This window comes from Pseudomonas sp. NPDC089428 (assembly GCF_044749325.1).
Taxonomy (GTDB): domain Bacteria; phylum Pseudomonadota; class Gammaproteobacteria; order Pseudomonadales; family Pseudomonadaceae; genus Aquipseudomonas.
Map to the genome: position 1 here is coordinate 1 of NZ_JBIVHT010000027.1, position 12924 is coordinate 12924.

Consider the following 12924-nt stretch of genomic DNA (forward strand, 5'->3'; position numbering starts at 1 on the left):
CATTCCATACAGCCAAGCTTTTCAGCTCTGAACACCTCAGAAAAGCTTGACCGCCAACAGAGTATCTACATTTGTTGCAACGTGGCCATGCCTGTGAGGCCATGGTTTTCAGCCTTGTTGGCCTGACGGGGTTTTGAGGTGGGCATTGATGACGCCTCACATGACTTGAGGCATGCGCCAAGGCAGGCAACTATGGCCTGTCAGGTTCGGCACGTTGCAACAAATGTAGGAGCGGATTTATCCGCGATGCGCCGCGCGGGCGGCGCTCGATCTCGTAAGCGCTGAAGATCTCCAGGCGAACCCCTGGCAGCCACAAAAAAGGGGCGTCCGTATCACAGAACACCCCCTTCTCAACCACTGAAAACTGTCAGTCAGTCGTAATCCGCGAATGCTGCTTGGTGTCCTTCATGGTCGCATACACCAGCAGCGAGCAGGCGATGCATGCCGTGACGTACCAGTAGAAGCCGCTTTCCATGCCAGCGCTCTTGAACCACAGGGCCACGTACTCGGCGGTGCCGCCGAAGATCGACACGGTCAGCGCGTATGGCAGGCCGACGCCCAGGGCGCGGATTTCGGTAGGGAACAGCTCGGCCTTCACCACCGCGTTGATCGAGGTGTAGCCGCTGACGATGATCAGCGCTGCCATGATCAGGAAGAACGCGCCCCACCAGGTCTGAATGGTGTGCAGGGTGCTGAGGATCGGTACGGTGAACAGGGTGCCCAGCACGCCGAAGGCGATCAGGATCGGGCGACGGCCGATCTTGTCGGACAGGCCACCGATCACCGGCTGCAGGCACATGAACAGGAACAGCGTGGCCGCCGAGATGGTGGTCGAATCACTGATGCTCATGCCCACGGTGTTGACCAGGTACTTCTGCATGTAAGTGGTGTAGGTGTAGAAGGCCAGGGTGCCGCCCATGGTCAGGCCAACCACCGTCATCAGCTCTTTAGGGTGGCGCATGAGCGTGCGCATCAGGCTTTCCTTGGCCTTTTCCTTCTTGGTGAAGGAGGCGGTTTCTTCCATGCCGCGGCGCAGGTAAAGCGCAACCACCGCGCACAGCGCGCCGATCACGAAGGGTACGCGCCAGCCCCAGGCATACAGCTGCTCGGTGGTCAGGGTCTGTTGCAGGATGATCAGCACCGCCAGGGCGATGAGCTGGCCGGAGATCAGCGTCACGTACTGGAAGCTGGAGAAGAAGCCGCGGCGGTCCTTGCTGGCCATCTCGCTCAGGTAGGTGGCCGAGGTACCGTATTCGCCGCCCACCGACAGGCCCTGCATCAGGCGTGCGACGACCAGCAGGACCGGCGCCGCGACGCCGATGGTTTCATAGCCCGGGGTCAGGGCGATCACCAGGGAGCCGGCGCACATCAGCAGCACCGAAGCCATCAGGGCGGCTTTGCGACCCTTGCGATCGGCATACAGGCCCATCAGCCAGCCACCGATCGGGCGCATCAGGAAGCCGACGGCGAAGATCGCGGCGGTATTGAGCAGTTGTGCGGTGGAGTCGCCAGCGGGGAAGAAGGCCTTGGCGAAGTACAGCGAGAATGCGGCGTAGACGTACCAGTCGTACCATTCGACCATATTGCCGATGGAACCACTGAAGATCGACTTGAGGCGGCTGGCGGTGGTTTTTTCAGCGGCGGGCGCGACGGCCGCCCCGGCTGGCAGGGAGGTGGCGTTATCCATCAGGGATACCTTCTCGTTGTTTTTGTGGAGCGCGCCGAAGCGCAGCTTGCCAGGGCAGTTGCAGAAGGTGTGCCAAATGGGTGCGCAACGATCCAAATGGGGGCGTTCGCGGGCACAGCGGCCGCATGCTACTTGAGCCAGCAGCATTCTCTGTGGGAGCGGGCTTGCCCGCGAAGGGCTGCAAAGCAGCCCGGAATGGTCTGGGAATGAGCGGATATTTGCCTATTGATGTCAGGCAATAAGCGGATTTCCGCCTACTGCCGCGCGATAAAGTCTTCACGCACCAAACCATGCCGCTGCATCTTCTCGTTCAACGTTCGCCGAGGCAGCTGCAAGGCCTCCATCACCGCCTTGATCTCCCCGCCATGCTGACGCAGCGCCGCCCGCAGGCACTGGGCCTCGAAGGCCTCGATCTGCTCGACCAGCGATTGCCCTGCGGGCACCGCCTCGATGTTCGGTGAGCCCAGCCCCAACGCATGGCGCTCCGCCGCATTGGCCAGCTCACGCACGTTGCCCGGCCAGTCATGGGTGAGCAATTGCGCCAGCTGCGCGCCCGACAATGCCGGCGTCTGGCGTCCAAGCTTCTCGGCCGTCGCCCGGGCAAAGTGCTCGAACAGCAGCGGGATATCCTCACGCCGCTCACGCAACGGCGCCAGGCGCAGTTCCGCCACGTTCAGGCGATAGGCCAGGTCTTCGCGAAAACGCCCGGCGCGTGCCTCTTCGAGCAAGTCAGGCTTGGTTGCGGCAACGATTCGCAGGTCGACGCTGATGCTCTGGTTGGCCCCCAACCGCTCCAGCTTCTGCTCCTGGATCACCCGCAACAGCTTGGCCTGCTGGGCCAGCGGCATGCTCTCGATTTCATCGAGGAACACGGTACCGCCGTTGGCGTATTCCAGTTTGCCTATGCGTTTGCCCTGGGCGCCGGTGAATGCACCGCTTTCGTGACCAAACAGTTCGGCTTCGAACAGCGATTCGGGAATGGCCGCGCAGTTGAGCGCGACGAACGGTTTGTCGGCACGCGGTCCGAAGTCGTGCAGGCAGCGCGCCACGCGCTCCTTGCCGCTACCGGTTTCGCCGCGGATCAGCACATTGACCGGCAGGTTGGCCAGGTCGAGCACTTGCCGGCGTAGCTGCTGCAGGCCTTGCGACATGCCCAGCAAGGTTGCTTCCAGGCGCGACTTGAGGTCGGCCTGTTCATGCAGGCGGCGGTTCTCCAGGACCAGCTGGCGTTTCTCCAGGGCGCGGCGCAGGCTGCCCAGCAAGTGCTGAGGGGTGAAGGGCTTTTCGAGGAAATCGTAGGCGCCGTTGCGCATCGCTTCGACCGCCATTGGCACATCGCCATGGCCGGTCAGCAGGATCACCGGCAGGTCCGGGTCATCCGCCTGCAGGCGTTCGAGCAGTTGCAGCCCACCCATGCCCGGCATGCGGACGTCGCTGATGATCACCCCGGCAAAGTGCGTGGGCAGCTGGGCCAGGCAGTCTTCGGCGCGAGCGAACAGCTGCACGCTGAAGCCCGACAGGCTCAGCCACTGCTCGACTGCAGTGCGGATGCTGGCTTCATCATCGACGACGATCACCGAATTCAACATACAGGCTCCAGGTCACGGGGCAGGCTCAGGCTCAGGCGGGCACCACCCGGCAGGTTCTCGGCGTGCAACTGGCCGCCGGCTTCGACGATGATGCCATAGGAAATCGCCAGGCCCAGGCCCAGGCCTTCGCCCACCGGCTTGGTGGTAAAAAACGGGTCGAAGACTTTCGCCAGGTCCGATTCGGCAATACCGCCGCCGGAATCCAGCACGCTCAGGCGCCACTGCTCGTGGTCAGGTTCGATGCGGACCTCCAGGCGCTTGTAGCTTTTGTCGGCCATGGCGTCGAGGGCGTTGCGCAGCAGATTGATCAGTACCTGTTCGAGGCGAATCGCATCGCCCCGAACCCAGGCCGGGCGGGCCAGGTACAGGGCCACCTCGACTTCCTCGCTGCGAATGCGGGTGTCCAGCAGGTGCAGGGCCTGGTCGACCACGGTGGCCAGGTCGAGGCGCTCGCGCAAGCCGACCGGGCTGTTGCGGGCGAAGGTCTTCAGGTGGCTGGTCAGCGCGGCCATGCGCGTGAGCATCTGCTCCAGCGGTTCGAGGGCCTTGCGTGCGTCGTCGTAGCGGCCGTGGTCGAGCAGCAGGCGCAAGGTTTCCAGCTGCATGCGCTGGGTGGTCAGCGGCTGGTTGATCTCGTGGGCCATGGCCGCCGACATCTGCCCCAGCGCCGCCAGCTTGGCTGACTGCACCAGGCCTTCCTGGGCGGTGCGCAGCTCGCGGGTGCGTTCCTCGACCTGGCGCTTGAGCTCTTCACGGCTGCGTTGGCGCATGCGGGCCAGGCGCAGGCGCTGGCTGACGAACAGCACGGCGAACACCAGGCTCAACCACACAGCGGCAGCGCCCAGTGCCGCGTTGCGGCCAGCGGCTTCGACCTGCGGCTTGCGCAGCAGGTGCAAGGTCCAGTCCTCGCCTTCCAGCGGCAGGCTTTCCCAGAGGTATTCGGCGGGGCCGTCGGGGCCCTGTACGCGGCTCAGGTAACTGTTGCTGGCGAAGCGGGTAAGTACCTGGTGCTGAAGCGGCACCAGCGGCTGTTTGTCGTATTGGCGGGTTTCGCCAAGCTCGGCGCGGTCGGCGCTGCTGAGCGGTTTGAGCTCGCGGTAGCGCCAGCCGTCCTGGTTGGCGATGAAGGTAATGCCGCGGGCGTCACTGACCAGCAGGATGTCGCTGCCCTGGCGCCATTCGCGCTCAAGCTCGGGGAATTCCAGCTTGACCACCATGGCGCCGAGGAAGCGCCCCTGTTCGTCGCTGACTGCACTGGACAGGAAGTAGCCTGGCACGCCACTGGTCACGCCCACCGCATAGAAGCGGCCGCTACCCTGGCTGCGGGTCTGTTTGAAGTAGGGGCGAAAGCCGTAGTTGGAGCCTACGTAGGTGGTCGGCAGGCGCCAGTTGCTGGCGGCCACGGCCAGCCCGGTGCGGTCGAGCAGCTCCAGGGTCGAGGAGTTGGCGGCGCCGTTGATGCGTTCGAGCTTGAGGTTGAGCGCGTGCTGCACCGGCTCGCTGACCGGGCCGCGCAGGGCTTCGATCAGCTCCGGGTCCAGGGCCAGCACGGCGGGCAAGGCGCGGTAGCGATCGATCAGGGTGTGCAGGGCATTGGCGTACAGCACCAGCTGCTGGCTGGCGCGCAGGGCGTCGTCTTCCATTGCCTGGCGTTTGGCCTGGTGCATGGCCCAGCCGGCGCTGAGAACGGTGCCGAGCACGATCAGCAGAGTGATCAGCCCCAGGCGCAGGGCGCGAAAGGAATAGGGCATGGGGCGGATCCAACTGAAGGAATATCGGGTCCGGCCCTTTCGCGGGCAAGCCCGCTCCCACAAGTGTTCTGCACACAGTCAGATTTGATGGGAGCGGGCTTGTCCCGCGAAAGGGCCAGCGCTGGCGACCAATCAGTTACAGCAGTTCGAAGCTCTTCTGCTGCACAGCCTCGGAATCCAGCCCGATCTGGACATTGAATTCACCAGGCTCGGCCACCCGCTGCAACTGGCCATTGTAGAACTTAAGGTCGTCCTCGCTGATGCGGAAGGTCAAGGTCCGCGACTCACCGGCCTTGAGCATCAGTTTCTGGAAGTTCTTCAGCTCCTTGACCGGGCGGCTCATCGACGCCGACACATCCTGCAGGTACAGCTGCACCACCGTCTCGCCGTCGAGCTTGCCGGTGTTCTTCACCGTCACCTTGGCCTCCAGGGTGTCGCCACGCTTGAGGTCCTTGTTCGACAGGGTCAGGCCCGACAGCTCGAAGCTGCTGTAGCTCAGGCCATAGCCGAACGGGTACAGCGGGCCGTTGGGTTCTTCGAAATACTGCGAGGTGTAGTTGCCCGGCTTGCCTGGGGTGTATGGCCGGCCGATGCGTGTGTGGTTGTAGTACATCGGAATCTGCCCGACCGAGCGCGGGAAGGTGATGGCCAGCTTGCCCGACGGGTTGTAGTCGCCAAACAACACGTCGGCGATGGCGTTGCCGCCTTCGGTGCCGGAGAACCAGGTTTCGAGGATGGCGTCGGCTTGCTCACGCTCCCAGCTGATCGACAGTGGGCGGCCGTTCATCAGGACCAGAACCAGCGGCTTGCCGGTTGCCTTCAGGGCCTTGATCAGCTCGCGCTGGCTGGCCGGGATTTCCAGGGTGGTGCGGCTCGACGACTCGTGGGACATGCCACGCGACTCGCCGACCACGGCTACCACCACATCGGACTGCTTGGCGGCCTTGACCGCTTCATCGATCAACACGGCCGCAGGGCGTGGGTCATCGACGATTTCCGGGGCATCGAAGTTGAGGAAGTTCAGGTAATCGAGGATCGCCTTGTCGCCCGTGACGTTCGAGCCCTTGGCGTACACCAGCTTGGCCTTGCCCTCGACAGCGCGGCGCAGGCCCTCGCGCACGGTAACCGAATGCATCGGCTTGCCGTCTGCAGCCCAGCTGCCCATCATGTCGATCGGGGCATCGGCCAGCGGGCCGACCAGGGCGATGGTGCCGGCCTTTTTCAGCGGCAGGGTCTGGTTGCGGTTTTCCAGCAGTACCAGGCTGCGGCGCGCCACGTCGCGGGCCGCGTCGCGGTGCAGGCGGTTGTCGGCGTAGTAGTCTTTCAGGTCGGTTTCGGCCTTGCCGATGCGCACGTACGGGTCCTTGAACAGGCCCATGTCGTACTTGGCGCCGAGCACCTCGCGCACGGCCTGGTCAAGCTCGTGCTCGGTCACCTCGCCGGACTTCAGCAGCCCTGGCAGCTCTTCGCCGTACAGGGTGTCGTTCATGCTCATGTCGATACCGGCCTTGATCGCCAGCTTGGCGGCTTCACGGCCGTCGCGGGCGACACCGTGGCGGATCAGCTCCTGGATGGCGCCGTGGTCACTGATGGTCACGCCCTTGAAGCCCCACTGCTTGCGCAGCAGGTCGTTCATCAACCAGGTGTTGGAGGTGGCCGGTACGCCGTTGATCGAGTTGAGCGCCACCATCACCCCGCCCGCACCCGCGTCGAGCGCGGCGCGGTAGGGCGGCAGGTAGTCGTTGTACATCTTCGGCAGGCTCATATCGACCGTGTTGTAGTCGCGCCCGCCCTCGACTGCGCCGTACAGGGCAAAGTGCTTGACGATGGCCATGATGCTGTCGGGGTTTGCCGGGCTGCTGCCCTGGAACGAGCGGACCATCACCTGGCCGATCTTCGAGGTCAGGTAGGTGTCTTCGCCGAAGCCTTCACTGGTGCGGCCCCAGCGTGGGTCGCGGGCGATGTCGACCATTGGCGCGAAGGTCATGTCCAGGGCGTCAGCCGACGCTTCGATGGCCGAGGTGCGGCCGACCTTGGCGATGGCGTCCATGTCCCAGCTGGCAGCCAGGCCCAGGCCGATCGGGAAGATGGTGCGTTCGCCGTGGATGGTGTCGTAAGCGAAGAACATCGGGATCTTCAGGCGGCTGCGCATGGCGGCGTCCTGCATCGGCCGGTTCTCGGGGGCGGTGCGCGAGTTGAAGGTGCCGCCGATGCGCCCGGCGGCGATTTCTTCGCGGATCTTGTCGCGGGGCATTTCCGGGCCGATGCTGATCAGGCGCAACTGGCCGATTTTTTCGGCTTCGGTCATCTGGCTGATCAGATGGTCGATGAACGCCTGCTTGTCCTGCAGGGGCGGGGCGGTAGGGGCGGCGAGGGCCGCCTGGCTGGCAAGGCCCATGGCCAGGCCCAGCAAAGACAGTTTCATCATCAATTCCATTGTCGAGGCCCTTGCCGTATCCACGGTGATACGTGCGTGGCCGAAGTTTTCAGGCGGCTATTGTTGTACGATTCGCCGGTAATTCATCCAGCGGCGGATTATGCCTGAATATGTCGGCCGCGGAGGAAGCCCCGAATGCCGGGACAACAACTATAAGAACGCTTAAGAGACCGACGGCATGACTTCCCTCAACGAATACGAACGTCGCCAGGTGGCTGAGGCCATTGCCCGCGTGGAGCGGCGCACCGATGCGCAGCTGGTGACCGTGCTGGCGCGTCGCGCCGATGACTACGCTTACCTGCCACTGTTGTGGGCCGCCATACTGGCGCTGGCGCTGCCTGGCTTGCTGCACGGGTTGTTGGCCTGGCCCGGTGTGCGCGGGCTGCTGGTTGCCAACATACTGTTGTTCATCGGCCTGTGCTTGCTGCTGCGCAGCCCGCGCCTGGCGCCTATGCTGATCCCCGCTGCCTTGCGCCGCTGGCGCGCTTCGAGCCTGGCGCACCAGCAGTTTCGCGAGCAGAACCTGCAGGGCACGAAGGGCGCCACGGGGGTGCTGATCTTTGTCGCCGAGGCCGAGCGGCATGTGGAAATCCTGGTCGACCAAGGCATCGCCCAGCATCTCGATGCCAAGGCCCGGGCAATGATGGTTGCGCGTTTCACCGAGCAGGTGCGCCAAGGGCAGACCTTGCAGGGCTTTGTCGACTGTATCGAGGCGTGCGGTGAGCTGCTGTGCGAGCACCTGCCACGCACCCACACACGCAACGAACTGCCCAACCGTCTGGTGATTCTCGACTGAACCGGCAGGCGCTACGGTCTGTGCGGGCTTGGCCCGCGAAGCATGCACCGCGGTGCATGGCACCGGCTTCGCCGGTGTTCGCGGGGCAAGCCCGCTCCCACAGGGGCCTTGGCACACGGTAGAATGTGCGCTCCGCTACCCAAGGCTGCTTTTCTCCATGTCCGCCAGTACTTCCGCTTCCACCGCGCCGGATGCGCGCGCCCAGTTCCTCGACCTGCTGAGCGCCGCCCTGCACGGCAACACCTTGGTCAAGCTGGTGTTGGCGCGCCATGTCGGCACCGACCAGAGCTTGCAGCGCATCATCGCCAAGCCGTTGTTGGTCAAGGGTCAGGCCCAGCTGTCGCTGGTCTACCGCCACCAGACCCGCGACATCACTCGCAACCTGCCGCTGGACCAGGCCCAGGCGCTGCTTGCCGAGCTGCTGCCGGAGAGCTTCCGCAATGCCCACCTGTTCGACGCCGATGGCGAAGTGCAGCTGACCTTCAGCAAGAAGGGCAAGCCGATGCTGCAGCGCCACGGCGCGCAGGCGCCACGCGAGGCGGCTGCCAACAGCGGCCATGACCGCGAGAAGAAACGCTACCTGGCGCTGTCGCGGCCATTTCTGCGTGACCTGGGCGTGACCGATGCCCAAGGCGCGCTGATCCCGTCGATGTCGCGCAAATGGAAGCAGATCAACAAGTTCATCGAAGTCTTCGACCACGCCCTGGCCAACGCCCCGCTGCCGGCCGGGCAGCCGCTGCGGGTCGCCGACTTTGGTTCCGGCAAGGGTTACCTGACCTTCGCCATGCATGACTACCTGCGCAACACCCTGAGCCGGGAAGCACAGGTGACCGGGGTGGAGCTACGCCAGGACATGGTCGACCTGTGCAATGCCGCCGCCCAGCGCCTGGAGCATTCGGGCCTGGAATTCCAGTGCGGCGACGTGCGCAGCGTGGTGCCCGAAGCCATCGAGGTGATGATTGCCTTGCACGCCTGCGACATCGCCACCGACTACGCCATCCACACCGGTATCCGCTGCAACGCCGCGATCATCATGTGCTCACCGTGCTGCCACAAGCAGATCCGCCCGCAACTGCACAGCCCGGGGTTGCTGCAGCCGATGCTGCAATATGGGTTGCACCTGGGGCAGCAGGCCGAGATGCTCACCGACAGCCTGCGCGCGTTGTATCTGGAAGCCTGTGGTTACGAGACCAAGGTGTTCGAGTTCATCTCCCTGGAGCACACCAACAAGAACAAGATGATTCTTGCGGTGAAGCGCCGGCAGGTAGGGGATAACGCGGCATTGCTGGAGAAAATCGCGCAGCTCAAGGCGTTTTATGGGGTGCAGGAGCATTGCCTGGAGACGTTGTTGCAGGCGGACAAGCTGATCTGAGTAGAAACGAGATCAAGTCCCTGGACGCCCGCCCGCCAGACAAGGCGCGTCATCTAACGACGCGCTGACGGCACCTCGATCGCCAACCCCTCAAACCCCAACGGATGCGTACTGGCATCGAAGAAGTGCAGCGCCGTCCCCGTCATATCCCCGAACCGCTCGACAAAGTGCTGTTTCTGGTTGAGTACCGAAGCCTCGCTCAATGGTCGGATGGCAATCGACAGATGCGCCGGCCGCGCCTGGCGAATGGCTTCGACCAGGTGCTGGTCAGTGCTGTCGAGATGCTGACCGAACAGACACAGGCCCTGGCTTTCCTGTGCCAGTTGCCCCAACCCCCAGGCCAGGTAGTCCGAGTTGCGAATGGCGCGCAGTTTTTCGTCGCTGCGTTCTTCGTTGACGAACAACGGCACCTCCCCGGGAATGTTCACGGCAAAGCCGTCCAGCAACTCGGCGCTGTCGGCGCTGCGCTGGCGGGTGCTACCGTCGGGCAGCTTGAGCAGGTGCAGGCCGCCATGCAGATGCAGCACGCGGGTGCCTTCACTGCGGGTGCGGCGTACGTCGAAGAACCCTTGATCGTCGAACAGCGCGGCGAAGCCCTGTGGATCGTGCAGCAGGGCCCAAGGCAGAATGAGGTCGTAGTTGCTGGTATAGACGCTTTGGTATTCGCGCAGGGCCTGGTTGATCGACGCCAGGGTGGTGGCGGGCATCAGCGGCCAGGGCAGGTGCAGGGTGCGGATGGCGTGGATCAGGCCTTCCTTGATCGAGTAGTAGCGGTTCAACGGCGCGGTGGAGTTGATGGCCAGGGCGGCGTTGGCGCGCACGGTGTGGTTGAGGGTGCTCAGCACCGGCTCGAACAATTCGGTGCCCAGCGACTTGAACAGGGCCTGGTCGCTGATCGCCAGGCCCTTCTTGCGCCCGGCGCGCTGGGCCTCTTCGTACAGCGAGAAGTAGCCGAACGGTTTCCACAGCGCGCGACTGGCGCCGTTGCCCAGCAGCAGGGCTGTGCACGGGTGGCGCTGGTTGAGGTCTGGCCAAGAGGCGAGGCGGGCGTCGAGAGCTGGCATGGGCGGTCCGTTCGGTGGTGCGGGAAACGGCGGGGACTTTAGCATGTCATGCAAGGTGTGCGAGGGTTGCTGTTTACATTGCCGTCTTGTCTTGCCTGCGCCGGCCTCTTCGCGGGTGAACCCGCTCCCACAGTTACCGCACTGCCCTGAAGCAAGTGGTGACCCTGTGGGAGCGGGTTTACCTGAAATCCGGTGTCGACGGGATCTTCACCAACCGGGCGGGAAAGTTGTTGCGTGCTTATCGACGCCCGGCAGAAAGCGAGGCGGTTTTGCTGAAGCGTTTGGGATACTGAACTAATGGGCAAGTGCCCTGAGGACATGGTCAGGGTCGTTGCGTATGGCACGTAACAAAGCCTTGGCTGGCCCGGTAGGCTCCCTGCGCCCTTGCTCCCAGTTCCTAAGCGTGGCGACCTGAACATCGATCATCTCGGCGAAGCGTACTTGGGACAAACCCGTGGATGTGCGGAGTCCGATTCCTCAATCGGCCACCGGCTCCCTGCGACTCCTGTTCCGCCAAACCCGATAAGCCCGTATTCCCGCCCGCACCGAGCCGAACAGCAGCTTGTCTTCCATCTCCCGTGCCATCCCTGAGCGCACCAGCATGCGCAGGAAAGTGCCGCGGGCGCGGGCGATTGCGAAGTGGATGCCCTGCGCTGCAAGGGTATCGCGCACCTCGCGCAGGGCGGCGATGCCGCTGACGTCAATGCTGCTCACCGCTTCTGCATCGAACAGCAGCACCTGCGGCTGGGCCTGGCTCTGCACGGCTTCGAGCAGGCGCATCTTGAAGTAGTCGGCGTTGAAGAACAGGATCGCGTCGTCGAAGCGGTATACCACCAGGCCCGGCACGGTGCGGGCGTCTTTGTTCTTGCGGATGTCGACCTGGCCCTCGGTGCCCGGCAGCCAGCCGAGCACGGCGTCGGTCGGTTGGTAGATGGTGTAGAGCAGGCGCAGGATCGCCAGGGTCACGGCAAACACGATGCCCGGCAGCACGCCCAGGCCGAGCACACCGACCGTGGTCAGCAGGCACAGCCAGAACTCGAAGCGGCTCAGGCGTCTGATGCTGCCCAGCGACTTGATATCGATCAGGCCCCAGCCGGCCATTAGCAGCACGGCACCTAGCACTGCCTGCGGGATCCAGGCCATCGGTGCGGTAAAGAACAACAGGATCAAGGCGATGACCAGTGCCGCGATGATGCCGACCAGCTGGCTCTTGCCACCGACCATGTCATTGACTGCCGTGCGCGAGTCGGCGCCGCTGATGGCAAAGCCCTGGGAAATGCCAGCGGCCAGGTTGCTGACGCCGAGTGCGACGAACTCATGGTTGGCGTTGATCGCATAGCCGTGCCGCGCGGCGAAGCTGCGTGCGGTGAGCATGGCGCTGCAGAAACTTACGGTGGCGATACCCAGGGCATCGCGTAGCAGGGCCTTGGTTTCATCAAGGTTGCTGTGGGGCCAGGCGAGCTTGGGGATGCCGGATGGCACCGGCCCGAGAATGGCGACGCCGAAACGGTCCAGGCCGAGCAGGCCGGCCAGCAGGGTAAAGACTGCCACGGTCACCAGGGCCGCAGGCAGGCGAGGGTAGCGGCGCGGCAGCCAGATCAGCAGCGCCAGGCCCGCCAGGCCGATGGCCAGGGTCATCCAGTGGATCTCGTTCAGGCGCTGGAAGAAATTGACCACGCTGAGGATGAACCCGTCACCCTCGATCTTGAAGCCCACGACCTTGGACAATTGCCCGGCAATCAGGCTCAGGCCGATGCCGTTCAGGTAACCGATCAGGATCGGTCGCGAGAAGAAGCTGGCGATAAAGCCGGCGCGTGCCAGGCCGGCGACAATCAGCATCACCCCGACCAGCACCGTGACAATCACTGAAAGCTCGGCGATGCGTTGCGGGTCGCCCATGGCCAGTGGCGCCACGGCGCCGGCAATCATCGCGCAGGTGGCGGCGTCCGGGCCGACCATCAGCTGGCGTGAGCTGCCGATCAGGGCGTACACCATCATCGGCAGCACGCACGCGTACAGGCCGTATTGCGGCGGCAGGCCCACGATCTGTGCATAGGCGATGGCGATGGGGATCTGGATCGCTGCCACCGACAGCCCTGCCTGCAGGTCGGCATGGAACCATTCGCGGCGGTAGTGCAACAGGTTGGCAAGGCCGGGGAGCCAGCGGGAGAGAAACATGCGTGGTCCTTTCGAAATGTTTCACGGATCCATGAAGCATATGCACTTCA

Annotated in this window: 8 protein-coding genes and 1 pseudogene; 2 read left to right on the forward strand and 7 right to left on the reverse strand. The window is 64.1% G+C overall.

Annotated elements, in window-relative coordinates; translation table 11 throughout:
* Positions 1-367 precede the first annotated feature (367 nt).
* The 4 genes from ACIPZ5_RS26785 to bglX all read right to left on the reverse strand — a co-directional run bounded on the left by ACIPZ5_RS26785 (position 368) and on the right by bglX (position 7455).
* A complete protein-coding gene (locus ACIPZ5_RS26785) occupies positions 368-1687 on the reverse strand; it encodes an MFS transporter (RefSeq protein ID WP_085675291.1) in 1320 nt (439 codons plus the stop codon).
* A gap of 254 nt (positions 1688-1941) precedes the next feature.
* Positions 1942-3276, reverse strand: a complete 1335-nt coding sequence (locus tag ACIPZ5_RS26790) for a sigma-54 dependent transcriptional regulator (RefSeq protein WP_313711185.1) — start codon at positions 3274-3276, stop codon at positions 1942-1944.
* Positions 3270-5027, reverse strand: a complete 1758-nt coding sequence (locus ACIPZ5_RS26795) for an ATP-binding protein (RefSeq protein WP_400811544.1) — start codon at positions 5025-5027, stop codon at positions 3270-3272. Before ACIPZ5_RS26795 ends, ACIPZ5_RS26790 begins: the two co-directional genes overlap by 7 nt.
* 136 nt (positions 5028-5163) lie before the next feature.
* Positions 5164-7455 (reverse strand): beta-glucosidase BglX, encoded by a 2292-nt coding sequence (bglX, locus tag ACIPZ5_RS26800; RefSeq protein ID WP_343598699.1) that lies wholly within the window; start codon positions 7453-7455, stop codon positions 5164-5166.
* A gap of 187 nt (positions 7456-7642) precedes the next feature.
* On the opposite strand from bglX, the gene ACIPZ5_RS26805 reads away from it, so the two are divergent.
* The gene (locus tag ACIPZ5_RS26805) at positions 7643-8260 is read left to right on the forward strand and encodes a TPM domain-containing protein (RefSeq protein ID WP_343598698.1); all 618 of its coding nucleotides are present in this window, start codon (positions 7643-7645) and stop codon (positions 8258-8260) included.
* Between the two features lie 157 nt (positions 8261-8417).
* A complete protein-coding gene (locus tag ACIPZ5_RS26810; RefSeq protein WP_400811548.1) occupies positions 8418-9632 on the forward strand; it encodes a class I SAM-dependent methyltransferase in 1215 nt (404 codons plus the stop codon).
* 53 nt (positions 9633-9685) lie between these two features.
* On the opposite strand, the gene ACIPZ5_RS26815 is transcribed toward ACIPZ5_RS26810, so the two are convergent.
* The 3 genes and pseudogenes from ACIPZ5_RS26815 to ACIPZ5_RS26825 form a co-directional block, all read right to left on the reverse strand.
* Complete coding sequence (locus ACIPZ5_RS26815) at positions 9686-10696, reverse strand: DUF4917 family protein (protein WP_400811550.1); 1011 nt, start codon at positions 10694-10696, stop codon at positions 9686-9688.
* Positions 10697-10990: 294 nt separating this feature from the next.
* Positions 10991-11164, reverse strand: a pseudogene (locus ACIPZ5_RS26820) (helix-turn-helix domain-containing protein); the annotation flags it as partial.
* A gap of 9 nt (positions 11165-11173) precedes the next feature.
* Positions 11174-12874 carry a SulP family inorganic anion transporter gene (locus tag ACIPZ5_RS26825; protein WP_400811553.1) on the reverse strand — a complete coding sequence of 567 codons (1701 nt, stop codon included), beginning with the start codon at positions 12872-12874 and terminating at the stop codon, positions 11174-11176.
* Positions 12875-12924: the final 50 nt, after the last annotated feature.